This is a genomic window from Klebsiella sp. MISC125 (assembly GCF_051131775.1).
Classification (GTDB): domain Bacteria; phylum Pseudomonadota; class Gammaproteobacteria; order Enterobacterales; family Enterobacteriaceae; genus Klebsiella.
The window spans coordinates 2,275,964-2,298,911 of the sequence record NZ_CP180448.1; the positions used below are offsets into that span (position 1 = coordinate 2,275,964).

Consider the following 22,948-nt stretch of genomic DNA (forward strand, 5'->3'; position numbering starts at 1 on the left):
ATATTTAAAAAGTGTAACCAACAGTTAAATAGTAGGCCCATCCCGTCGAGTCTATGCGGGTGATCTGACCTTTGCTGTTAAATGCTTTACTACCCTCTTCAAATTGCCGACCATGATAGAAATAACGAAGGGTCGCTCCATAGTTCCAGTGAGGATAAACTAAGCTGAGTACATTGGTGGTAACTATCGAGCTATTTGTACGGGAGTAAAATTGTTGTTCACCACCTGATTTTTCTTTTAAATCTGAACCGAAATCAAAATTAGTAAAGCCGACGTAATTTAGCTTTCCACCAAAAAGAGTAGTAATGGGAATAAAATATTTTAATTTAAAGCGATATCCATCCCATTCATTTTCGTTGGCAGCATTATAATTATTTCCTTGGTATTTAGCATAGATGTTAGCAGATAAAGTCATCGGTAGCCCTGTGTCAATATCCGTCCCTAGCCCATATACCAGGTACTCTGGCGCTGCCCTTCGTTAGTTCCCGCATCATAGATATAGTTGTGGGCAAAATACCATTCTTTAAAGGGACCAAAGCTCAGATCGACACCCGTTAATTTGTCGATGCTAAAACGAGGTTCTATTTCTGCGAAAAATGGAGAACCATTATCCCAAATGCCGATATCGTTATCATTTCCTAAACCAAAAAATTTTGGTAAATCTGCATAGCCATAAAAATCAAACCAATCTACATGCGCCCATGCACGATACTCTGGATATAGATCTGATCTTTTTTGTGGCCCAAAGCGAGTAGAATTGCTGCCTACTATATTAACGCTTTGATGCCACCAGTCTGATAGATATTCATCATTTCCAGAGTCTGCAAACGTTACGATAGGTAATAATATAAGTGTTCCCGATAAAAAATATTTTATTTTTTTCATGCGTATAATTCCATTTATTGAGGTTTGTTGAAAAAGACTATCTCTGTAATAAAATCTATGCATTTTGCCAATATAAGGTGGTTATTTTATTTTTAATGCTTCGCTATGATATGATTGAGGGATGTTAACCACTCAATCATACCTGAACATGTTAGAAAACAAGTTTTATTGGAAAGTTAGTATCAACTGTATTTGATTATTTAAAATACAGGTCTGTTTTCTATCACTCTATTATTGGATCTATTTGGCGGCACTTACATCAGTCACTCTCATTTCAAGATCAGGTTTTAAAGGATTATGAGTCTTGACATAATCAATGATTGACTCTGCAGAAGTGGTACTGTTGATCGTTTTGACATTCGTTCCTTTCAGGAACGCCTCAAACCCATCGCCACCAGTCGCACAAAATGAGTGTGTAACAACCCGATATGTTTTGGTTGGATCTACCGGTTGATTATTAATTGTGAATTTAATGATTCGCTCACCCAGAGGTTTTTTACTGTCATATTCAACATGAACGCTTTTTGACACTTGCAAAACCCCATTAGTGAGATTAGTTGCGTGAATCATTAAATCGGTGAGATCCTTTCCGGTAAGGTCCATTTCAACCAGTTCGTTATTAAATGGGAAAGTAGTAATTACATCACCATATTTTAAATGTCCTTGTGGAAAATCAGCACGCAATCCTCCGCTGTTTTGTAATCCCACGATGGCGTCCGGTGCTTTAGCCATCATGGCATCAAGAACTAAATTACCAACAGGTGACGATTCACCATAAGAGCGAGTGAATGGTGCCGTTGTCGACCCAATAACCTGGTCAGTGATATTTTTCAGCTTAGCATTCCACTCATCTATCTTGGCTTGTACTTTTGGATCTGGTTTATATTCGTCAGCAAATACTGTGATTAATTTACCGTTATAACCTTCAATTTTTTTAGTCTGAGGGTTAAAATCCAATATTAATTTACCAATATCAGTACCATACGCATCCGTGGAAACAACGAGCGTGTCATTGACTTTAATTGGCTCAGGCGTACCGACATGAGCATGTCCTGTGATTAGCACATCAATACCCTTAAATTTCTTTGCGGTATCGATATCGGCTTGCAACATTCTGGCTACGTCTTTGTTCCCATAACTCGATTGACGCGCTGGTGTACCTTCATGGATAAGCAGCACGATGATATCAACTTTGCCTTTTAACGCATCAAGCCCTTTTTGAATATAAGGCACTTCATCACGAGCTTCTGAGCCAGCATATGCCTTCGCCGCAATAGTGTCATAAAATGCAAATTTTTGATGTACTCCAATTACGCCAATTTTTAGGCCATCTTTTTCGACAATCGTCCAGGGATTATTCCAAACGGGTTTATCACTGTTGGTATAAAAAACATTACCCAGCAAAACGGGGAAGTTCGCTTTTGATAACTGCTTAACCATATTATCAACACCATGGTCAAATTCGTGGTTACCCACAGATACCGCATCAAAAGGCATTGTATTCATTATATCAATGATAGCTTCACCCTTGGTGAGGGTGCTTATATAGGGACCGGTAAAGTAATCTCCTGCATCAAAGAAAAAGACATCTTTACTTTTTTTCTTAGCATCATTAACGATGGTCGCTATGTTAGCAAAACCACCTACCAGACGTTCTTTGTCGACGGCTGGGATTTTACCAGGAGAGACATGAGCATGTAAATCATTGGTATAATAAATAGTCACATCCCTGGCATTAACGGGTGTGACTAACATTGCGGACAGACATAATGTAATTAAACTAAGTTTTGTTTTTATTTTCATAATCAGTTCCTTTCAGTCATATAAAGATTCGTTACTTTACGTTCTGAAATGGTTTTTTATGTGTGTCTACTCACAAAATTAAGCAAGAGTTATGAGGAAAAATAAGCGACCCATTGAAATCGTTGGTGGCTTATATTGACTCTATTTACAATGAATACCTGCAAATCGTTTGGTTGCCTCAATTTGGGACTGTCAATATCAGCATTTGTAGATTACAGTTGGTCAGAATACAGGTTGGGATATCCAGCATTCCACATGCTGGGTATGTGGAAGTTATCCCCCTCTGTTTAATGAGCAACAATTTAATGAATAGCGATCTGTTCACTTAACCGTATATGCCTCTGAAAGAGGTTTTTTGTCCTGTATGTTATGGCAAAGAAACTATTTATGATGGCCATAATCCACAGGGAACACAGCGCATTCAATGTCGCGCTTGTAAAGGGTCTGGATACCCAAACAGTAGTTACATAGGGAAATAGAGCAACCAGAACGGATTGAATCGGTTCCTCTGATTGTGCGTCCGGTTATTGTGGTTCACGGATATTTTTGAGCACTGAATCTCCTTTTTCCTAAGGTAAAGACGCATGTTATTTCACGTGAATGCTTTCTTCGAGGAGCAGTAATTACTGCCTGGGAAGACTGGTTTCGTCGACAACAAGGGGAGGTTTAGTTTATAGATGAAGATATAAATGACTGTGATATTAGTATTCCCTGGAATTTCCAGGGAACAACACAGCATTGGCTGCTGGGAAAGCCAGTGGCAGCTTTGGGGGCAGGAAAAAATCGTAAGATGGTTTCGGGGGGGATAGCAATAACGCTAAAACGCTCTCATTAGCGGCTAGCAGGCATTAGATCCACTGGCTGTAGAAACAAACGGTTTTACCCACAATACCCAGTTATCTGCAGGGCGCGAAGCGCAAATACTGCATTCTTTGGCACAAGACTACAACTGCGAGCTTACAGCGACTGCTGGCGATTTATATCCGGATGAATTTCCTCTGCTATGAATTCATGACCTACGACCATTTCATTGATCGTCAACGGCTTTCATATAGTACAAGGTACTGTCACATGGCAACTGGGCTGATAACAGATGCTTCCTGCATATCGCTTCTATCGCAATACGTTGCTTGTTGTTGGTATCAAATAGACAGTGCGAATCAGACAGTTTGATGGGTTTAGATATGGGTTTTAAGTTGCGGATTTTTTGAATCATTAAGGGATATCGGGGGCACTACTATAGCGAACTAATTTCACCGGCGCGGAAAAAGACAAGATACGCATCGGGAAGGATTTTTACGCTAACCTGTTGAATCAAAAATAGATAAAGACTCACAGGGAAGCATAAGAATCGAAATTTGGCTCCTCTGACTGGACTCGAACCAGTGACATACGGATTAACAGTCCGCCGTTCTACCGACTGAACTACAGAGGAATCGTGTGAACGAGGCGAATACTACTGGCCTCGTATTTTTGTGTCAACACTAAATTTAACTTGCTGATTCAAATGGTTAAATTTAGTGCAAACCGTTGTTTTAGTGTACTGCTGGGTTATCACCTTCATTCTGTGGGCTATTTTCACGTAATCTCTCCAGCGGGTCCTGGCGATAGAAGTGGCAGAAACGTTGCCAAAGTGCAGGAAAACGCGGGGCAAAGAGCTCAGGGGCACTGAAGAAATATTCAGAGAGCACGGCAAAACATTCGGCAGGATCGGTAGCGGCATAGGCATCAACGCTTGCGGCGCTTTCGCCGACCAGATCGATCTCATCCTGAATATTGTTCATCGCTGCGTGAAGATCGTGCTCCCAACCTGCGACTTCGCGGAGTGGAATGAATGGCACACCACTTGCGCGATCGCCATTGCGGGTATCCAGCTTATGCGCAACTTCGTGGACGATAAGGTTAAAACCGGAGGCGTCGAAGGAGTCCTGGATGTCGAGCCAGTTGAGAACAATGGGGCCTTGCTGCCAGCTTTGCCCGGATTGCACGATTCGTTGGTTATGCACCAGGCCGATATCATCTTCCCATTCATCATCGACGACAAACGGAGCAGGGTAGATGAGCACTTCGTGGAAGCCGTCTAACCATTCGATCCCAAGTTCGAGAACCGGCAGGCAAAACAGTAGTGCGATACGGGCGCTATGAAGGGGGGTAAGCTCAAGTCCTTGTAACGCAACGAGACGCTTCTGCTGTAAAAAACGGTTTGCCATTTGTGCAAGTTGCCGCTGCTCCTGCTCGGAGAGATTGGCTAAAACTGGAATGGCAAGCGCCTGTTCCCAGGGGATTTCTGCGTTGCCAGACTCTTCATCTACTTTCCAGGGCCATTTAAACATCATATTGCTCGCAAAGTCGTCACTTGAACTGAATTAAAGAGACAGGAACTATTAAAATGCCAAAGAACCTGGCATTATAGCAACCTCAACAGCGGAGAGATGCCAGAGCGGCTGAATGGACCGGTCTCGAAAACCGGAGTAGGGGCAACTCTACCGGGGGTTCAAATCCCCCTCTCTCCGCCAATTATTAAAATAAATCAATAAGTTGCGAAGATTTTTTGATTTTGCCCTGCATAAATCCCTGCATTAAAATTTCTTGCTATCGCTCTGTTTTCTCACCTCTAACGCTGTCATTTTTACCATGTTGCTCCTTGTAGGGCATCCACTTTTATCTTCTTTAGTTCACAAGCTCACACTCTTAAACAACAACTTAGCCCATCTCGCATCTCGGATAACAAAATTGTTGAACTGCATGTGTTTCATACGGATACCTGTGAGGGTGTCTAAAGGGAATGGTTTGTTGGAGTATGGATGAAAAGAAGTGAAATCAGGAAAGCGTTGGAAGAATACAGGCTGATGGCCGAAAACACGGAAATCTCAAAAAGTGCGTGGAACTAAAAAGGGTGTGCTTACACGACCAGTGAGAGGGACTCTCAGCTTTCTAAGTTAAAAGCGGCAGGTGAAAATGGAGATGTAGAAGCTCAGTATGCCTTAGGTCTCATATATTTATATGGAGAAATACTGGATGTTGATTATCAGCAGGCAAAGATTTGGTATGAAAAAGCTGCTGCCCAAAATGATCCGCGTGCGCAGGTCAAAATCGGTGTGATGAATGAACGTGGTGAAGGGGGAAATATCAACACAGGGCAAGCGATAACTTGGTTTGGGCTAGCATGCAAGAATGGGCATAAGGACGGTTGTAAACGTCAGGAATATTTGTTGAAAAAGTAAAGAAATATCGGAGTGAGACGTTATTATAAATATAATATTTAATATCCTTTCGGTAGCAATGCCTCTTAATTGGAAAAGAGACATTGCTGTAAATCGACAACTATGGTAAAGATATTTCGTTATTAGTACCCATTAGTATGCTACTCTGTGATGGTAAAAATTCTCCTTTATTTTCATCTCGTCCCTGCAATAATATTTTTGCATCATTTTTATTATAGTCACGAACAGCTTTAGCTGATAATTTACCAATAATGGTGTCAGATGAACGTAGCCGGTTAATAATGAGAACTAACTTTGTGTCATTAAAGTCGGACATCATGTTTTGATCTCCTTCACTATCGCCAGCAACGAATATTGGCCCTGTATTTTTGTAACGTTGTTGTATAAATTTCTTTATGGTTTCGGTTTTACCTTTTCCTTGCGTTTGAGGGTAGTACGGATCGAGGCTATGAGTCAATTTACCTTCTTTATCGTATAAGGGATGCATTGCATAGACATGAGATTCAGGAACAGAAAAGCCATATTTATCTATAGTAACGATACTTTTTATAACGTCTAAAGCAGAAGCGGAAATTACATAAACATCAACCCCTGCCTCCTGTAGGTTTTTGTATAATGTCTGCATTTCTGGAAGCAGCCTAAATCCATTTTTCCATGTTACTGATACGATACCAGCCCGGCCTGCCATATCTGCTGGGCTTACCCATGTTACCTTTGTGATAGGCTGTTTATTTTGCCACTCAATAGTATCGTCTACTAAATCAGATATTTCTTTTTTGGACATACCAGAAAAAAGATACGTTACCCATGGATAAGATACCTCATGGTCGAATGACCCACCTATTGCATCATATAAATATCTCATTTTTACTATAAAATTCATATAATTAGGATTTGTTTTAATTTCATCAATCGTTTTATTACCCTCAAATCCATTGTAATTATGGTATAGCCATGTGTAGCTATCAACAATATCTTGACCAATGAGATTTATATTAACCGCTTGATTGTTTTTATTATTATAATCAGAGTTAAAGCTAGAGGTCGGTATATCTTTGTAAATTATCTCTTTCAATATCTCAGGTTTCATAGCAAATCTAAGGTTTTCCAGTTGATATATAAGAGTTGCCTCTTCGATATCTAGAAAAGCTGTCGTGTTGTCAAAATCAAAAACAGCATATAAAGAGTGTGCAGGCTTCTGCTTTGCCTCTTGAATTAGTCTATCAATTTTTCTCGAGTTGAACTCGTCCCAATTGCCTATAACTGATTGCTTTTCTTGGGAAACTACGGTTGCTAAATTTTGTGATACTCGATTTGTGTTACCGGCAATGGCTGTGGTTCCATATACTCCAAAAATTACAGATATCAGTGTGTATATTATTGTCATTTTCATGGTTAATTCCTTTTTTAGGGTGCATTATCATCTGTAGCAAAAAGTAAAAACCATCTATATCAAAAATTGGCACCTTTATCATGAATGTGATGGTTATCATGTTTTATGCGCCTATAACCTGCAAACCTCCAGATGCCAGTGCCCAATATTGGTGTTTATTTGATATGAAAAAATATAATGTAAGGAGAGGAGTAATAAATAATATACAAAATATATAAATGGACAAGAACAACACCCTTGATGAACCTAAATCACCAAAATGTCTGTCCCAGGATTTTTTTGACACTATCCTCTGTGCTGATACTTCTAAAGCGTAATATGCAAACGGGTATGCTAAAGCACCAATGCATCTGTATATTTGTATTTAGCAGGGCGTGGAGTGCGTGCCGATTTGGTTTTAGGATGAGATAAACCAACCGCTGCGAATAGTTCAGCAGGATCAATACCATCTTCTAACAGTTTCTGGCGGAAGGCTTGTAATTTAGCCTGACGTTCTTCTTGTTCTTTACGGACGGTACTTTCTTCCTCACGACAATCTTCAGCGACAGAAGAGAGTTTTTCCAGCATCTCTTCCAGAGTTGCCAAAAACAAAAAAAGCCCGCACGAGGCGGGCTTGAGATTAATTAACAAACTTAGAACTGGTAGGTGATACCTACAGCGAACTGGTCGTCGGTAGACGCGCCAGTAACAGCTGCATCTTCGTCATCCATCAGGTTGAATTTGTATGCAGTGTATACGTTGAAGTTTTTATTGAAGTAGTACCAGGTACCCAGTTCAACGTAGTTCATGATATCAGCATTGGTATCTTGTCTTGGACCCAGATCTTTGCCTTTCGCATAGACATAGCCCAGAGACGGACGCAGACCGAAGTCGAACTGGTACTGAACAACGGCTTCAATGTTCTGAGTCTTGTTGGCGAAACCACCTTTTTCCATCGGGGTCATGTTATGGGATTCACCGTACATAACTGATGCGTAAACATTGTTTGCATCATATTTGGCAGCCAAATCCCAGACTTCTGCTGTTTCGCCTTTATGGTCACGAGCTTGCTCGTCAACGCGGTCAGCGTTGCTATAAGCGCCTACTAAGCCGAAGCCGTCGATGTTGTAGTTAACAGAGAAACCGAAACCGTCGCCGTTTGCTTCTGCAGGGGTAGAAGTATCATTGTTTTTACCTTGATACTGCAGGGCAAAGTTCAGACCATCAACCATACCGAAGAAGTCGGTGTTACGGTAGGTCGCTACGCCGTTGGTACGACCGGTCATGAAGTTGTCAGTGTAGACCAGGCCGTCGCCGCCCCACTCAACCAGCATATCGGTGTAACCCGCTGCGTCATAAACAACGCCGTAGTTACGGCCGTAGTCAAATGAACCGTATTCACCGAATTTCAGGCCAGCAAACGCCAGACGGGTGTCATCAGACTGCTGACCTTCTGGTTTGTCCGCTTTGATGTTGTATTCAAACTGGCCATAACCGGTCAGTTCGCTGCTAATCTGAGTTTCGCCTTTGATACCGAAACGTGCATAGGAGGTATCGTCAGAGTTGTTGTTGTCGCCATCATGGGTCATGATGTGCTCGCCAACCATTTTTCCGTAGAAATCCAGTTTGTTGCCGTTCTTATTATAGATTTCTGCTGCGTTAGCGGCACCAGCGACTAATAAAGCTGGAACCAGAATTGCCAGTACTTTTCTTTTCATTATATATATTCCCTTTTAATCATAATTAATATGAATGTTGTCATTCCCTCCGGGGAGACTATTTGATACTAGCGATTAAGTTCATTTTTCTTTAAATGAAAGATGTAAGTAAATTATATCTAATATTACAAAATGTTTCTGAGTGATTCTTTATATTTAAAATCTATTGATTTGTTTTAATTTATTTCTTGTGTGTATGTTTTTCAATAACATGAACTTATGTGTTTTTATAAGTAATTTGTATTATTGATGAAATTTACAATTTAAATGATTTTGTAATTTATATTTTTGTGGGTAATGTTCACGGGTAAATTCGTTTTTTGCATGCGCCATTTCAAAATGATGGGGTGATGAGACTTTACGGGGAATAAACTTAGGGTATTAATCTTGTTTAGATGGAATCAGCAGGAAAGTGCAGGAAAATTCTCACCTGCTTTCATCAATTTGCATTATTTAAAATAAGATAGAATTCATTGAAAATATGTGGCGATTAGCAGTAGAGCGAATGGAGCGAGAACCAGGCTTAAAGAGGATAGAGAGATCTGCTGCCTGGAAAGCATTTTTATTATACAATGTGACAAATATCACTATTTTTGACTGCTGTCGGCGGTATCTGTTGTTGAGTAAATGGAGAGTAAGCTAATGGAAGATAAAGCGAAACGGAGTCCTGGAGGTAAACTTGCGCTGTGGGCATTTTATGTCTTTTGCGGTTACTTCCTCTGGGCGATGGCGCGCTACTGGTGGGTTGTTGGGCAGATCCAGAGCGTACCTGGCGTGACGATTGACGGCGAGTTAGGTTCAACGGCAGGTAAATGGATCGGTGCATTGCTGGGTTTTTTGGTGTTGGGTATCGTTGGCGTCGTTCTCGGTGCGATCGCCTGGTACACGCGACCTAATCCACAGATGTATGAACATCACGATTAAAGTTGCTATGCTCGTTTCTGGCCTTATCACAAAGGAACGCGCATGGAACTTGTTGACTGGCAGCAGCGGTTTGAATCATGGTTAATCGGACATCACTCGCAAGAGGATTCTGCTCACGATATTTCACACTTTCGCCGGGTTTGGGCAACGGCTCAGCAGTTGGCCAAAGATACTGATGTTGATCGGCTGGTGATCCTGACCGCCTGCTATTTTCATGACGTCATCAGCCTGGCGAAAAATCATCCTGAGCGAAGTCGCTCCTCGGCGATGGCGGCGGAAAAAACGCTGGCCATCCTGCAGTCATCTTTTCCTGACTTCCCCGCAGACCGCTATCCGGCGGTCTTGCATGCTATAGAAGCGCACAGTTTTAGCGCTGCAATTCCCCCGCAGAGTGAAGAAGCAAAGATTGTTCAGGATGCCGACCGACTCGAAGCATTGGGGGCGATTGGTCTGGCGCGCGTTTTTGCCGTGTCCGGCGCGCTCAACAATATTTTGTTTGATGCCGACGATCCCTTTGCCGACAGACGCGAATTAAATGACAAGAAGTACGCGCTGGATCATTTCCAGTGCAAGTTGTTGCGCTTGCCTGAAACCATGCAAACCGAAAAGGGCAGGGCAATGGCGGTGCACAATGCGCGTTTTCTGGTGCAGTTTATGGCTAAGTTAAGTGCGGAGCTTTGCGGAGACCCTCTGGCCCTTGATGAGGCGGTTTTACAGCGCTTTGATCCACTGGCATAAAACGGCTTGCGCTATTTATGGTAACCTCTGCAAAAATAGTCGGGCTGGTTGAGGTTATGTCGCAAAATTTATCCAAGGAAAGTCTCCCATCTTTGAAGGCCGAGCATAACGGAGAGGACGCCCAGGCGTTGTTGCGTCAGATGATGGCGATATACGATGTAAAAACGCTGGTGGCACAGTTAATCTCTGTTGGTGAGCAGCACTGGAGCCCGGCCATCCTGAAGCGCGTAGCGACGGTGCCTCACGCAGCAAATCGTTTAAACGCACAGGAGAGAGCCCATCTGTTGACGCTCCTGCCGCAGCCGCCAGCGCATCATCCGCACTATGGATTCCGCTTTGTCGATCTGTTTGCCGGTATCGGCGGTATTCGTAATGGTTTCGAGGCGATTGGCGGGCAATGCGTTTTCACCAGCGAGTGGAATAAGCATGCGGTGCGTACCTATAAAGCCAATTGGTACTGCGACCCTGAGCAGCATCGTTTTAATGAGGATATTCGCGATATTACCCTTAGCCATCGTCAGGATGTGCGCGATGAGGAAGCTGCGCAGCATATTCGCGAGGCTATCCCGCAGCATGATGTTCTGCTGGCTGGTTTTCCTTGCCAACCTTTTTCTTTGGCTGGCGTATCAAAGAAGAATGCTCTTGGTCGGGCGCATGGTTTTGCCTGCGAAACGCAAGGGACGCTGTTTTTTGACGTTGTCAGGATTATTGCCGCCAGGCAACCCGCTATTTTTGTGCTGGAAAACGTCAAAAACCTAAAGAGTCACGACAAGGGGCGAACGTTTCGCATCATTATGCAGACGCTGGACGAGCTGGGCTATGAAGTCGCCGATGCCGATCATACCGGAGCGGACGATCCGAAGGTCATCGATGGACGCCATTTTTTACCTCAGCACCGCGAGCGTATTGTGCTGGTTGGCTTCCGTCGCGATTTGCAACTGCATGAAGGGTTTACCCTACGTGATATCTCCACGCTCTATCCGGCTAAGCGCCTGACATTTGGCGAGCTGCTGGAGCCCGCGGTGGATGCTAAATTTATTCTCACCCAGGTGCTGTGGAAGTATCTCTATCGCTATGCGCGCAAGCACCAGGAGCGGGGTAACGGCTTTGGTTACGGATTAGTTGACCCTATGAATCCGCACAGCGTGGCGCGTACGCTGTCGGCGCGCTACTACAAAGATGGTGCGGAGATCCTCATCGATCGCGGTTGGGATCGTCCTCTGGGTGAAAAGCATTTTGATGACCCTGAAAACCAGCTTCGTCGTCCACGCAGGCTGACGCCCCGCGAGTGCGCGCGTCTGATGGGGTTTGAATCGCCGCAGGGCTATCATTTTCGCATTCCGGTTTCGGATACTCAGGCCTATCGTCAGTTCGGCAATTCAGTAGTAGTGCCGGTGTTTGCTGCGGTGGCGAAGCTGCTGGAGTCGCGTATTGCGATGGCGGTTGCTATTCGTGAATCGGCTAAAGTCAGCGAAAGCCAATGATAGTCCTACGGCATGGGCTCACCATGCCGTATATGATGTTAAAGATTCACGCCAGAACCCCGATTGGCCAGGGAACAAACTCGTTTTCCCCCAATCCCAATGCTTCGCTCTTGCTTTGTTCACCGGAGGCAATGGCGATGATTTTTTCAAAAATCGCTTCCCCCATTTGACGTAGCGTGGCATCACCATCAATGACCACACCGCAATTGAGATCCATATCTTCCGTCATACGCTGATACATCGGAGTGTTGCTGGCAAGCTTCACCGTTGGTGCGGGCATTGAGCCAAAGCAGGAACCGCGCCCGGTGGTGAAGGCAATCATATTGGCACCGCCAGCAACCTGACCGGTTGCTGAAACCGGGTCATAGCCGGGGGTGTCCATAAAGACCAACCCTTTTTGCGTAACCGGGTATGCATAGCGGTAAACCTCCATTAGCGGAGAGTTACCGCCTTTTTTGGCCCCGCCCAGTGATTTCTCCAGTACGTTTGCCAGCCCGCCCGCGTTGTTGCCAGGGCTAACCCGGCCATTAATCTGACAATCGCGTCCTTTATTATACTCCAGCCACCAGTTGATACAGTCGACGAGCTTTTGACCCACTTCGGGGGTGACAGCGCGCGCGGTGAGGGTGTGCTCCACGCCGAATATTTCAGTGGTTTCTGAGAGAATTGCGGTTCCTCCTTGTTCGACCAGAAGATCCATCGCAACGCCCAGCGCCGGGTTGGCGGAAAGCCCGGAGAAACCGTCGGAACCACCGCATTGTAGCCCGACGGTCAGATGCTCAACGGAGACCGGCTGGCGTTTGACGGCATTAGCTTGTGGCAGCATGGATTCGATAATAGCGATACCTTCATCGATGGTTTTTCGCGTTCCGCCAGTATCTTGAATCACCAGTTTGCGCAGCATCGGAGTCTCTTTCAGACCCATTTGTTCAAAGAAACCGTGGATGTTGTTACGCTCGCAGCCCAGCGCCACAACCAGCGCGCCCGCAGTGTTGGGGTTATTGATATACCCTGCTAAGGTGCGGCGCAGTAGATCCATCGGTTCCCCGCTCATCTCCATGCCGCAGCCCAGTTCATGAACGTAGGGCACTACGTTGTCAACGTTTGGCCATGCTTGCAGGCGTTCTTCGGTAAAGTGAGCGGCTATTTTACGCGCCACCGTCGCGCCGCAGTTTCCGACCACGAACACGCCGAGAATATTGCGCGTCCCGACTCGACCATCTTCACGCACGTAGCCATCGAAGGTGCGGCGCTGTTCTGGTGGCACGGTTTGTACCGGGCGATAGTCGCGACTAAAGGCGTAGTCACGCTGAAAATCCTCAAATACGATGTTGTGGCTGTGCAGCCAGGTACCTGGCGGGAGGTCTTCAGGCGCGAAGCCGATGACCGTGTTGTACTTGAGGATCGGTTCGTCTTTTTTAATGAGTCTTGTTGCTACCTTGTGGCCCAGCGGAACATCCTGCAGCGTGGTGATGTTCTCGCCAGCGATTGGGGTACCTGCGGCGATGGCGACCCGGGCGACCACAACGTTGTCTTTCTCATCAAGGCGAATAACCGGAGATTTTGTCATAACATTGCTTCCTTATTTTTTGTTTCTGCCCGCCTACCGGCGAGCAGAATTTAGGGTTCAGGCTTCACGTTTTTGCATAGGGACAGCGTCGTCATCGCGCGGAGCAATTTTCAGGCGCTCAATCTTGCCGACGATGAACCAGTAGCTGCAGACGGCGATGATGCCGTGGGTTCCAACGAAGACCAGCGCGTTGGCGAAAGAGCCTGTTTCTTGCAGGATGTAGCCGATCACCACGGGAGTGACGATCCCAGCGATATTGCCCAGAGAGTTGAACAGGCCGCCGGTGGTACCGATGATCTCTTTCGGCGCGGTATCCGCGACAACCGCCCAGCCCAGCGAGCCGAAGCCTTTGCCGAAGAACGCGGCGCTCATCAGGAACATCACCAGCGCTTCTGAGCCGACGTAGTTGCAAAGGATCATACTGGCGCTCATGGTCAGACCGATGGTGATCGGGACCTTACGCGCCAGGCTCAGGTTGTTGGTTTTACGCAGTAGCCAGTCTGAGAAAAAGCCGCTCATAATGCCGCCAATCAGGCCGCAAATCGCCGGGACGGAGGCCATAAATCCGGCCTGAAGAATTGACATCCCGCGCTCTTTCACCAGATAAATCGGGAACCAGGTCATAAAGAACCAGGTAATCGCAGAGATGCAGTACTGGCCGATGAAAATGCCGATCAGCATCCGGCTTTTGAACAGCTGGCCGATTTCCTGCCATCCTGTGCGCTTACGTTCGCCTTTTACGCTCGCCACGGTGTCCAGTTCAACCAGCGCGCCGCCTTCCTTCAGGTACTCCAGCTCTTCGTTATTGATTCCCGGATGCTTAGTCGGGACGTAAAAGAATTTCGACCAGCAGAAGGCGATCATAATGCCGATGACCCCCATGACGATAAATACGTGGTCCCAGCCGAAGGCGTGGCATAGCCAGGCCATCAGCGGAGTGAATATCGCCAGTGAAGCGTACTGTGCGCTGTTGAAGATGGCACCTGCTACGCCACGCTCCTGAGAGGGAAACCAGGCGGCGATGATACGACCGGCTGAGGGGCCAACCGGTGATTCGCATACGCCGAGCAGGAAACGCAGGATCAACAGGGCGGGGACGACAAAGGTGACGTAGCTGACTAATCCCATAAATACCGTCATCACTGACCACAGCAGGATCCCGAGAAACATAGCCCGTTTGGAGCCAACTTTATCGGCCACCCAGCCTGCAGGCGTCATACTGATGACGTACGCCCAACTGAACGCGGAAAAGAGATAACCAATTTCAACGGCGCTGATACCCAGCTCTTTTTGCATCTCCGGCCCGGCAACGGAGAGCGTGGCGCGATCTCCGGTCGCTAGGGTTAAGACGAGGGTTATCATAAATAAGATGTAATATCGGGCGTGCGTTTTCTTGCCTGCAATGCTCATTGTGCATTCTCCCGTTCCGGCAGTTAACGCCGGAAAAGTTTGTAGGATAGAGAGTCGTTATTGGTTTTTTATTTGTAAGTAGTGTTTTGCGCCGCTCACCATATGCGGTGTGATGGCCGTCACCAGGTAGTGCGCGCCCCAGCTTATCGCTTCTGCGGCACGCTCCGGGGTTCCCACGTAGGTCCCGGCAATATTGCCGCTGGCGGCGATTTTGCGAATACAGCGCTCTATGGTTGCCAGTACATCGGAATGGTTGAGATCGTGACCGTAGCCCATCGAAACGGCCAAATCCCCCGGCCCGATGAAATATACATCGGCCAGCCCTGCGGCGAGGATCTCATCCAGATTCTCTACTGCTTCTGTTGTTTCAATATGTACCGATAGCACCCGCGAGGCGTTGGCTTCGGCCAGATATCGCGCTTTATCGGCGCACATACCGTAGTTGGCTGCGCGCGGCAGGAAGGCGACTCCGCGTTCGCCCTGCGGTGGAAACAGTGTGGGCAGGGCGGCGGCGCGAGCATCTTCTACGGTATTGACCAGCGGTACCTGCACGCCATCGGCGCCGAAATCCAGCGCTTTGCGCATATATTCGGCGCGATTGTAAGGAACCCGCACCAGGCAGGGCACCTGCTGACCGTGCGAGGCGCGTACCATATCTTCTATCGTCTCCGGATTCATATTGCCGTGCTCGTTATCGATAAGCACAAAATCAAATCCGATAGCAGCGGTAAATTCAGTTATCGCCGCTGAAGGGAAGGTGACAAAGCAGCCGTGTAGCGGCCCCTCGCGGAGCCGTTGTTTTAAATCGGGAAAACGCATGTTAGCTCCTTGCTTTGATTTCGATACCGGATAGCTGCTCAAACACTTTAATAATGTTGGAGTGATCCTCGTTGCCGATGCCCTGCGCCATACAGGTTTTATACAGTTCGCGCACCAGGCTGGCGATCGGCATGGGGGAGTCAATTCCCTGGCTGAGCTCCATTGCCAGATTGAGGTCTTTGTACTGCAGACGAGTCATAAAACCGGGGTCGAAATTGCGCTCCAGCAGCAGGCTGCCGCGAATATCCAGCGCGCCACAACGGGCGTATCCTGCTGAGAGCACCTCGACGATTTTGGCCGGATCGACGCCTGCTTTTGCCCCCATTACCAGCGATTCCCCCAGCGCGGCCATGGTGGCGGCGGCCAGAACCTGGTTGCAGGATTTCACGACCTGGCCTGCGCCGTTGTCGCCGACATGAGTGACGCGGCAGCCAAGCACTTCGAGGATCGGTTTACAGCGTTCAAAGACCTCGGCTTCGCCGCCCACCATAATTGACAACGTACCCCCTTTCGCGCCTTTATCACCGCCGCTTACCGGGGCATCGAGCATTCGTGCTCCCAGCGACTTGATGGTGTCAGCAAATTGTTTTGTCGCCAGCGAAGAGATGGTGCTCATATCGATAACGACTTTACCTTCACGCAGCGCTGGTGCCAGGCCGTTTTCGCCAAACAGGACATCTTCCACCTGCGGCGTATTCGGTACCATGGTGATGGTAATATCTGCCGCTTCGGCGACCGCACGAGCGGATGCCTGACCGATAGCGCCATCACGGGCAATCTCTTCCACATCCTGCGCCACGATGCTGTAAACATTGACGCTATAGCCTGCTTTCAGCAGATTGCGCACCATCGGTTTGCCCATAATGCCCAGACCAATAAAGCCTAAAACTGGTTTCATCTGTATCACCCTTAATAAGTTTGGTATTCAATAATGCTGCGCAGCTCCGCAACATCGATATCTGCGAATGCGCACCCTTCGCGATGGCTTAACCAGGCGGCGGTTCCGGCAGCGAAGCCCGTCAAAAAGCATTGCGCGGTGACGCGGGCCGAGGCCAACGCTTCATGCTCGGCGCATAGCGTACGGCCTGCTGTAATCAGGTTTGGAACGTTTTCTGGCACCAATGTGTCGTACGGAATGTCGTACCAGTCGTTGTCGAGGTAGAACATAAAGATGCCGTCCTGACCGTGTGCTTCGATGCACCAGGCGCTGCTGGCAACTTTGCGTTCGCTTTTGCGCGCCTGGAAAACATCGTCGTTGGTCAGGCGGTAGCGACCTGCAATGGTCCGACTCTGGCGGATGCCAATTTGCGCCGCGACATCGTTCAGGTGCGCCTGCTCGAATCCCGGAACCCGGGCGAGCAGGAAACGCTCGTATTCGCGTACCTGCTTGCGCCCCTTGAGTTCGGCAAAGGTCAGATCTTCTGCGCATGTGGCATCAATCGGTCTGCCATCGTCACGCAAAATGCTGGTGACGTTGCACATCACTTCGCCGGGGCGAGGCGAGGGCAGCAGATAAATATGCTTGCGAGGCAGGTGATAGCCTTGTGCCTGTGCGGCTTCGACCCAGGCTTCCAGTTGGGCGACCGGGTGACCAATGCCGCGTTCGATATCGACGTTGCCCATACGGAACACCATTGTTGGATACTGGACCAGACCGTTGCGTCCGCAGGTGTAAGGTACGCCTGCTTTGACGCAGAGATCACCGTCGCCGGTGGCATCGATAAAGCGACGGGCGGTAATTAACTGCCGTCCGCTTTTGTTTTCGATAATCACCCCTTGCAGCTGATTGCCCTCCATCACCACGTCGGTGGCAAGGGTGTGGAACAGCATCTGCGCGCCGCTGTCAGCGAGTAAATCGTCGGCCACCTCTTTCCAGGTGTGTGGCTCATGGACGACCAGGCGCGTTTCGCCAAACGGGAACGGTTCGCTCACGGCACCGCGGTGTTTCAGATGCTGGTAAAATTCACCGGCAAAGCCGTGCACCAGCTGCTCATGAGGACCTTTGCCTGAAGTAAACAGACCACAAATCGCGCCCGACATACCCGCTGTCGCCATACCGCCGCAAAAACCGTAGCGTTCAATCAGCAGGGTGTTTTCACCAGCGCGCGCGGCGGCGGTGGCTGCGGCAACACCGGTTGGACCACCACCCACCACCAGAACGTCAACGTCATAGGTGACGGGGATCTCGTTGGCGACTTCGTGCCAGGTTTGCATGACGTGCCTCCTCTGTCATGAGGGTGAGGCTGTCACCCTCATAATTTAATGATTAATCGATGTTTTTCGCGTGGATGCGTCGTTTCCCCAGCACTGCGCCCTGCGCAATCGGCTGGACCAGTTGGGCATATTGCGACAGATAGGTGCCGCTTCCGCCGCCCAGCGGCAGAGGTTTGGGCTGCCATTGCGCCAGACGGGCATCAATCACTTCCTGCGGAACATCCATATTGATGCTGAGGTCGACGAAGTTGATATGTACGGTCTCACCTTGTTCTATCACCGCCAATGGCCCGCCAGCGGCAGCTTCAGGCATCAGTTGGCCGACGATAATGCCGCGATTCAGGCCCGAGAGTTCACCATCGGTGATCACCGCTACGTGCGCCGCGATCCCCGCGCCGTTGAGGGCTGCTACAAAGCTACAGGCAAACACCGTACCGGGGCCGCCAGCCGGGCCCATATTGCGCAGAACAATCACGTCGCCTTTCTGGATTTTCCCTTCGCCCAACGCTTCAATGGCTTCGTCTTCACCTTCGCAGATATTGGCTGGACCGGTAAATTGTTCCAGTTCTCCCGGTACGGCGGAGAGCTTGACAATCGCGCCGTCCGGGGCGAGGTTGCCGCGCAGGATAGCGACGCCAGGGCGCTGGCTGACCGGGTTATCCAGCGTGCGGATCACCTCGTGGTTTTTCACTACCGCGTCTTTAATGTTCTCACCGACGGTTTTTTGCGTGACCGTCAGCGCATCCAGGTTGAGGAAATTGCGCAGCTGATTCATCACCGCCGTGGTGCCGCCCGCCGCTTCCAGATCTTCCGTGCGGAACGGGCCGTTAGGGCGAACAGAGGTCAGTAATTTGATGTTTTTGCCGTACTTTTCATATAGGCCAACCACATCGATCGGCAGTTCTGCCTCGGTGGCAACCGCTGAAAGATGGCGAACGGTATTGACCGAACCGCCGACCGCCAGCACGGTCATCACTGCGTTCTGAATCGCTTTTTCGGTAAGTATGTCGCGCGGCAAAACCTGCTGCTGAGTGAGTTCGACGATTCGTTTCCCGGCGGCCTGGGCGTACTCTTTCACCTTGCGGCCATTGGCCCAGATCGGTGAGTTGCCTGGCAGCGTCATACCTAATGCTTCGGCGACGATATGCATGGAGTTAGCGGTACCCAGACCGGCGCAGACGCCCGGTGACTGGATTGCGACATCAGTCATGTCGGTAAGATCTTTTTCGCTGATGGCTCCCGTTGCCAGCGCGCCAACCTGCTCGTAAACGTCATCAATATCGAAGAACTGATCGTCGAATTTTTCGTTTGAACACTTGCCGCCCACCTGATAACCACAGGTCAGCAGCAGGGAAGGGACATTCAGCCGCGCCGCCGACATCAGATGCGCTGGAGTGGTTTTATCGCAGGAGGATAGGCAGATCATCCCGTCCAGCACCGCGCCTTCCATCATGCATTCCACTTCATTGACCATCAGGTCGCGGGTCGGCATCAGATAACGCGCTTTTTTCCCGGCGCTGGTGACGAAGTCGCTGGGGGCGACGGTGCGTACTTCAAACGGTAGCCCGCCCGCATCGCGGATTGCCTGCTCGACGATCCGGCACAGCTCATCCAGATGGACATAGCAGCAGGAGAGTTTGTTAGAGGTATTGATGATCGCGATCTTCGGTTTATGCATGTCTTCTTCGCGGATCCCCATACTGCGCCATTGTGCACGACGTACTGCCCAGCGGGTGGATCCCGGCTTGAAATTGCTTCTGTACATCTTGAATTCCTTTATCGGGTTGTGGTTTTACGATCCGAAATATCCTCCGTTTGGGTTGGTTGTCCAACCAATTTTTAAGAGAAGTGTAATTGAGATCACATAATGGAGGGTTTTCAAACGTTTTTGCCCATGGCGAGGGAAAAATAGCGCGCGGGAAAGCCAATAATGGTACAGTGGTCCATCCAATTTATGGTTGCAAAAATTGATGGCGACGCCGCGCAGGGAAAATAACCGGTCGTAAGCGCGAAACGTCGTTGGGAAGAGGTAACGGTATGCCGGACAAGAATAAATTTACGATGATCCCTATTAAGCGCACGGACGTTTTTCAGACAATCATTCAACACATTACTAATCTGCTCGATAGCAAGCAGATCAAACCCGGCGAGCGGCTGCCTTCCGAGCGCGAGCTTGCCGAGATGCTCAACGTCAGCCGCACATCGGTGCGCCAGGCGCTGAAGGTGCTTGAATCCTCCGGGCGCATTGAGACTCGCGTTGGCAGCGGGACTTTTTTGACCGAGCCGCCGGCGGTGTCGCTCAGCGATACTCATAGCCTGTCGAAGCTGATTGAAGGTGGGGTGACGAGAGAGTTTCTGCGTAATCTTATCGTGGCGCGGACCTCTATTGAACGAGCCATCTTTGAAGACTACGCTTGGCGTGCTAACAAATCGGGGATTAATCAACTGCGGGAGCTTATCGAGTTTAACCGGGAAAAGTTTTCGCGTCAGGATTGCGATGACGACGATAGCGCGCTGGATCTGAGCTTCGAGAAAAAAGTGGCGCAACTCGGCGGTAACCCTATTTTGATCAACATGCAGGAACAGCTCCACCATCTTTGGGTACTGGCGTGGAAACAGTATGGTTTTACCCCGGAGCAGACCCAGGTATTGCAGGAGGAGCATTTAGGTATTCTGGATGCGCTGGCGGCGAAAAACTCGCAGCGGGTGGCGGATCTGATTGTGCAGCATGTAGATAAAGAGATTGACTGAGCTGGCCGTCATACGTGGTTTTTTCCCCGGCTTGCGCTGCGCTTAGCCGGACTACGACGGGCCGGTAGCCCGGACAGGTGCGCCAGCACCGCCTCCGGGAAATGTGCCGGGGCGGATGCATGGGGGCGGTCCGGGTAAGGCGTTTACGCCGCGACCCGGGGATTTCAGGCATAACTGTACTGAGTTAATGCTGTTAAACCGGCAGAACCCGGTGGAAAAAATCGATGCCCGCCTCAACCGATTGCTGGTTGATTTTATGGCCCGACAGCGGATCGATAAGACAGGTGAGGTTGCCACTGCCGATGGCCTCTCTGAGGTGTTCAGCATATTTAACATCAACAACGGTGTCCTGCTGGCCGTGCCAGACAAACAGCGGACGTTGCGCCAACCGTTCTTCTTTCCCTGCGATGTCATAAGGCGCAATCCCATGCAGGCAGGCTGCCAGCGCGCTGGCCGTTGGGGGATGGATCTCGCTTATTGCATCGGCAAAATAACCACTTGCCATATAGGCGGCTCCGGCCTGAATTTCCGGATACTGCGCCATCGCCCCCAGTACAGCGAAACCGCCCATCGAAGTGCCCATTACGCCCAGTCTTGAAACATCGCCGAGCTTTTCCTGCTGGCAGGCGGCCAGCAGCGCGGGAAATCTCTCCAGCGTGTGCTGTAAAATTGGCCAGAAAGAGGCGGCGCGAAGCGTAGCATCATCCCCGGCGCTATGCATCGCCGCCTGCGGACACATCACGCTGTAGCCCGCCTGCGCCAGCATATATCCTAGATTGGCATCCAGCTCTCTGGATGCCATAAAGCGATGAAACAAAATGATAAGCGGCCTGTCACTGGCTGCGCCATCATCTGCCCGGAACCAAAGTACGGGCGTTTTTACCAGCAGGCGGTCCGAAATAACGATATCCATGGATTATCCCTGTGCAATCAGATGGCGTTCCAGTACATCGAAATCCGGATTAAAACCGAGACCCGGCGCATTCGGCAGATCCATCACCGGCTGGAAGCGCATAAACGGATGCAGCGTTTGTTCGAACATCAGCCACGGCACTTCCAGCGGAACGGGTTCTGGCATCACGCTGAGCAGGTGAGCGCTGGCGAGCAGGCCTGGGCCGTAGTAAAAACAGTGCGGTAGCAGGCTGACGTTTTCATGCTCGCGCGCGTGTTTGATAATCTCCAGTACAGCGGAGATACCGCCAATTTTGGCTACGCTCGGCTGCAATACATCAACTGCGTCTAAGGCCATACAGACCGCGAACTCCTCGCTGGTACTAAAGTTTTCACCCGCAGCAATGCGCGCGCCCGTCGTCTGGCGCAGATAGCGGAGCTGGCTTAAATTTTCCGGCGGGAAGGTTGGCTCTTCCACAAACGCGACGCCAGCCGCCTGCAACTGCGGCAGGATCTGCTCCGCCAGCGGGATATCCCACGCGCAGTTGGTGTCAACCATCAAGGTGATATTATCCGGCAGCGCCTTGGCGACTTCCGCAATCGCCAGGGGATCCCGCTCGTGCAGTTTTATATATCGATAGCCCTTGTTAATTAATGGGTTAATGCAAGCCATTAATTTAGCGACATCGCCATCGAAGCTGGCCATGCTGGGGTATAGTTCCACCTGCGCACGGGTACCGCCGAGCAATTGCCACAGCGGAACATTCTCCGCTTTAGCGCGCAGATCCCACAGGGCGATATCCAGTGCGGAAAGCGCATACATCATCACCCCGCCACGGCCGTAGCTGTGAAAGGCGTAATGTGCCCTCTGCATTAACGCCGCCGGGTCATCGCATTCCTCACCCGTAAAGAAGGGGGCGAGCAGGCCGCTTAGCAATGCCATGCTGGCCGGGTTACAGGCGTGGCCAAACGCCTCTCCCCAGCCTGTCAGGCCCGTGTCGGTTTCGACTTTCACTAACAGCGCATCCAGCGTAGGGTGCAGCGCCCGCGCGGCGTTAAAGCGCCCCTCTTTGTCGGTGGTGCGTGTTAGTGCTGGTGTATAAGGCAGACGGACCAGAAAGCTTTCTATGTTCGTAATACGCATA

At 49.2% G+C, this 22,948-nt stretch carries 18 protein-coding genes, 2 tRNA genes and 2 pseudogenes; 7 read left to right on the forward strand and 15 right to left on the reverse strand.

What is annotated here, in order from left to right; translation table 11 throughout:
- Nucleotides 1-4 precede the first annotated feature (4 nt).
- Both ACMYSL_RS10700 and ACMYSL_RS10705 read right to left on the reverse strand, forming a co-directional pair.
- A pseudogene (locus ACMYSL_RS10700) lies at nt 5-885 on the reverse strand (nucleoside-specific channel-forming protein Tsx).
- Nucleotides 886-1,125: 240 nt separating this feature from the next.
- The gene (locus ACMYSL_RS10705) at nt 1,126-2,640 is read right to left on the reverse strand and encodes a bifunctional metallophosphatase/5'-nucleotidase (RefSeq protein WP_434664024.1); all 1,515 of its coding nucleotides are present in this window, start codon (nt 2,638-2,640) and stop codon (nt 1,126-1,128) included.
- Nucleotides 2,641-3,023: 383 nt separating this feature from the next.
- Here ACMYSL_RS10705 and ACMYSL_RS10710 point away from each other — a divergent pair, with 383 nt between their 5' ends.
- A complete protein-coding gene (locus tag ACMYSL_RS10710; RefSeq protein WP_434662724.1) occupies nt 3,024-3,167 on the forward strand; it encodes an IS1 family transposase in 144 nt (47 codons plus the stop codon).
- An 880-nt stretch (nt 3,168-4,047) separates the two neighbouring features.
- Here the strand turns inward: ACMYSL_RS10710 and ACMYSL_RS10715 are convergent.
- Together ACMYSL_RS10715 and mtfA are read right to left on the reverse strand one after the other, a co-directional pair.
- A tRNA-Asn gene (locus ACMYSL_RS10715) sits at nt 4,048-4,123 on the reverse strand.
- Nucleotides 4,124-4,223: 100 nt separating this feature from the next.
- A complete protein-coding gene (mtfA, locus tag ACMYSL_RS10720; RefSeq protein ID WP_304260063.1) occupies nt 4,224-5,024 on the reverse strand; it encodes a DgsA anti-repressor MtfA in 801 nt (266 codons plus the stop codon).
- Between the two features lie 90 nt (nt 5,025-5,114).
- On the opposite strand from mtfA, the gene ACMYSL_RS10725 reads away from it, so the two are divergent.
- A tRNA-Ser gene (locus tag ACMYSL_RS10725) sits at nt 5,115-5,204 on the forward strand.
- Between the two features lie 498 nt (nt 5,205-5,702).
- Nucleotides 5,703-5,912: a tetratricopeptide repeat protein gene (locus ACMYSL_RS10730; protein ID WP_434664026.1), complete on the forward strand. Its 210-nt coding sequence runs from the start codon at nt 5,703-5,705 to the stop codon at nt 5,910-5,912.
- 100 nt (nt 5,913-6,012) lie between these two features.
- Here ACMYSL_RS10730 and ACMYSL_RS10735 read toward each other — a convergent pair whose 3' ends face one another.
- The 3 genes and pseudogenes from ACMYSL_RS10735 to ACMYSL_RS10745 all read right to left on the reverse strand — a co-directional run bounded on the left by ACMYSL_RS10735 (nt 6,013) and on the right by ACMYSL_RS10745 (nt 9,002).
- Nucleotides 6,013-7,305 (reverse strand): haloacid dehalogenase-like hydrolase, encoded by a 1,293-nt coding sequence (locus ACMYSL_RS10735; RefSeq protein WP_434662726.1) that lies wholly within the window; start codon nt 7,303-7,305, stop codon nt 6,013-6,015.
- Nucleotides 7,306-7,653: 348 nt separating this feature from the next.
- A pseudogene (locus tag ACMYSL_RS10740) lies at nt 7,654-7,935 on the reverse strand (H-NS family histone-like protein); the annotation flags it as partial.
- Nucleotides 7,936-7,937: 2 nt separating this feature from the next.
- Entirely contained in the window at nt 7,938-9,002 is a 1,065-nt protein-coding gene (locus tag ACMYSL_RS10745) for a porin (protein WP_434662728.1), read from the reverse strand.
- A gap of 642 nt (nt 9,003-9,644) precedes the next feature.
- On the opposite strand from ACMYSL_RS10745, the gene drpB reads away from it, so the two are divergent.
- From drpB to ACMYSL_RS10760, 3 genes are read left to right on the forward strand one after another with little or no spacing between them, the layout of a single operon-like run.
- On the forward strand, nt 9,645-9,926 hold the full coding sequence (gene drpB, locus ACMYSL_RS10750; RefSeq protein ID WP_182239685.1) for a cell division protein DrpB: 282 nt from the start codon (nt 9,645-9,647) through the stop codon (nt 9,924-9,926).
- A 42-nt stretch (nt 9,927-9,968) separates the two neighbouring features.
- Nucleotides 9,969-10,664 (forward strand): phosphohydrolase, encoded by a 696-nt coding sequence (locus tag ACMYSL_RS10755; protein ID WP_434662731.1) that lies wholly within the window; start codon nt 9,969-9,971, stop codon nt 10,662-10,664.
- Nucleotides 10,665-10,720: 56 nt separating this feature from the next.
- Nucleotides 10,721-12,148, forward strand: coding sequence for a DNA cytosine methyltransferase (locus ACMYSL_RS10760; protein ID WP_434662733.1), 1,428 nt, complete (start codon nt 10,721-10,723; stop codon nt 12,146-12,148).
- A gap of 46 nt (nt 12,149-12,194) precedes the next feature.
- On the opposite strand, the gene ACMYSL_RS10765 is transcribed toward ACMYSL_RS10760, so the two are convergent.
- From ACMYSL_RS10765 to ACMYSL_RS10790, 6 genes are read right to left on the reverse strand one after another with little or no spacing between them, the layout of a single operon-like run.
- Entirely contained in the window at nt 12,195-13,718 is a 1,524-nt protein-coding gene (locus ACMYSL_RS10765; protein WP_434662736.1) for a UxaA family hydrolase, read from the reverse strand.
- Nucleotides 13,719-13,775: 57 nt separating this feature from the next.
- Entirely contained in the window at nt 13,776-15,128 is a 1,353-nt protein-coding gene (locus ACMYSL_RS10770; RefSeq protein ID WP_434662739.1) for an MFS transporter, read from the reverse strand.
- Nucleotides 15,129-15,185: 57 nt separating this feature from the next.
- Complete coding sequence (locus tag ACMYSL_RS10775) at nt 15,186-15,947, reverse strand: HpcH/HpaI aldolase family protein (protein WP_434662741.1); 762 nt, start codon at nt 15,945-15,947, stop codon at nt 15,186-15,188.
- A gap of 1 nt (nt 15,948) precedes the next feature.
- Nucleotides 15,949-16,845: an NAD(P)-dependent oxidoreductase gene (locus ACMYSL_RS10780; RefSeq protein WP_434662742.1), complete on the reverse strand. Its 897-nt coding sequence runs from the start codon at nt 16,843-16,845 to the stop codon at nt 15,949-15,951.
- A gap of 11 nt (nt 16,846-16,856) precedes the next feature.
- On the reverse strand, nt 16,857-18,161 hold the full coding sequence (locus ACMYSL_RS10785) for an FAD-dependent oxidoreductase (RefSeq protein ID WP_434662745.1): 1,305 nt from the start codon (nt 18,159-18,161) through the stop codon (nt 16,857-16,859).
- A gap of 52 nt (nt 18,162-18,213) precedes the next feature.
- Nucleotides 18,214-19,926 carry a dihydroxy-acid dehydratase gene (locus tag ACMYSL_RS10790; RefSeq protein ID WP_434662747.1) on the reverse strand — a complete coding sequence of 571 codons (1,713 nt, stop codon included), beginning with the start codon at nt 19,924-19,926 and terminating at the stop codon, nt 18,214-18,216.
- 272 nt (nt 19,927-20,198) lie between these two features.
- Here ACMYSL_RS10790 and ACMYSL_RS10795 point away from each other — a divergent pair, with 272 nt between their 5' ends.
- Entirely contained in the window at nt 20,199-20,912 is a 714-nt protein-coding gene (locus tag ACMYSL_RS10795) for a FadR/GntR family transcriptional regulator (protein WP_434662749.1), read from the forward strand.
- A gap of 193 nt (nt 20,913-21,105) precedes the next feature.
- Here the strand turns inward: ACMYSL_RS10795 and ACMYSL_RS10800 are convergent, their stop codons facing one another.
- Together ACMYSL_RS10800 and ACMYSL_RS10805 are read right to left on the reverse strand one after the other, a co-directional pair.
- The gene (locus tag ACMYSL_RS10800; RefSeq protein ID WP_434662751.1) at nt 21,106-21,825 is read right to left on the reverse strand and encodes a serine aminopeptidase domain-containing protein; all 720 of its coding nucleotides are present in this window, start codon (nt 21,823-21,825) and stop codon (nt 21,106-21,108) included.
- Between the two features lie 3 nt (nt 21,826-21,828).
- A complete protein-coding gene (locus ACMYSL_RS10805; RefSeq protein ID WP_434662754.1) occupies nt 21,829-22,947 on the reverse strand; it encodes a mandelate racemase/muconate lactonizing enzyme family protein in 1,119 nt (372 codons plus the stop codon).
- Nucleotide 22,948: the final 1 nt, after the last annotated feature.

Excerpts from the sequence above, each read along its gene's own strand:
- ACMYSL_RS10710 (WP_434662724.1), top strand. The coding sequence starts at position 3,024 with ATGCCTCTGAAAGAGGTTTTTTGTCCTGTATGTTATGGCAAAGAAACT.
- ACMYSL_RS10735 (WP_434662726.1), bottom strand. The coding sequence starts at position 7,305 with ATGAAAATGACAATAATATACACACTGATATCTGTAATTTTTGGAGTA.
- ACMYSL_RS10760 (WP_434662733.1), top strand. The coding sequence starts at position 10,721 with ATGTCGCAAAATTTATCCAAGGAAAGTCTCCCATCTTTGAAGGCCGAG.
- ACMYSL_RS10765 (WP_434662736.1), bottom strand. The coding sequence starts at position 13,718 with ATGACAAAATCTCCGGTTATTCGCCTTGATGAGAAAGACAACGTTGTG.
- ACMYSL_RS10755 (WP_434662731.1), top strand. The coding sequence starts at position 9,969 with ATGGAACTTGTTGACTGGCAGCAGCGGTTTGAATCATGGTTAATCGGA.
- ACMYSL_RS10800 (WP_434662751.1), bottom strand. The coding sequence starts at position 21,825 with ATGGATATCGTTATTTCGGACCGCCTGCTGGTAAAAACGCCCGTACTT.
- drpB (WP_182239685.1), top strand. The coding sequence starts at position 9,645 with ATGGAAGATAAAGCGAAACGGAGTCCTGGAGGTAAACTTGCGCTGTGG.
- ACMYSL_RS10780 (WP_434662742.1), bottom strand. The coding sequence starts at position 16,845 with ATGAAACCAGTTTTAGGCTTTATTGGTCTGGGCATTATGGGCAAACCG.
- ACMYSL_RS10805 (WP_434662754.1), bottom strand. The coding sequence starts at position 22,947 with ATGCGTATTACGAACATAGAAAGCTTTCTGGTCCGTCTGCCTTATACA.
- ACMYSL_RS10770 (WP_434662739.1), bottom strand. The coding sequence starts at position 15,128 with ATGAGCATTGCAGGCAAGAAAACGCACGCCCGATATTACATCTTATTT.
- ACMYSL_RS10775 (WP_434662741.1), bottom strand. The coding sequence starts at position 15,947 with ATGCGTTTTCCCGATTTAAAACAACGGCTCCGCGAGGGGCCGCTACAC.
- ACMYSL_RS10795 (WP_434662749.1), top strand. The coding sequence starts at position 20,199 with ATGCCGGACAAGAATAAATTTACGATGATCCCTATTAAGCGCACGGAC.
- ACMYSL_RS10790 (WP_434662747.1), bottom strand. The coding sequence starts at position 19,926 with ATGTACAGAAGCAATTTCAAGCCGGGATCCACCCGCTGGGCAGTACGT.
- ACMYSL_RS10705 (WP_434664024.1), bottom strand. The coding sequence starts at position 2,640 with ATGTTAGTCACACCCGTTAATGCCAGGGATGTGACTATTTATTATACC.
- ACMYSL_RS10785 (WP_434662745.1), bottom strand. The coding sequence starts at position 18,161 with ATGCAAACCTGGCACGAAGTCGCCAACGAGATCCCCGTCACCTATGAC.
- mtfA (WP_304260063.1), bottom strand. The coding sequence starts at position 5,024 with ATGATGTTTAAATGGCCCTGGAAAGTAGATGAAGAGTCTGGCAACGCA.
- ACMYSL_RS10745 (WP_434662728.1), bottom strand. The coding sequence starts at position 9,002 with ATGAAAAGAAAAGTACTGGCAATTCTGGTTCCAGCTTTATTAGTCGCT.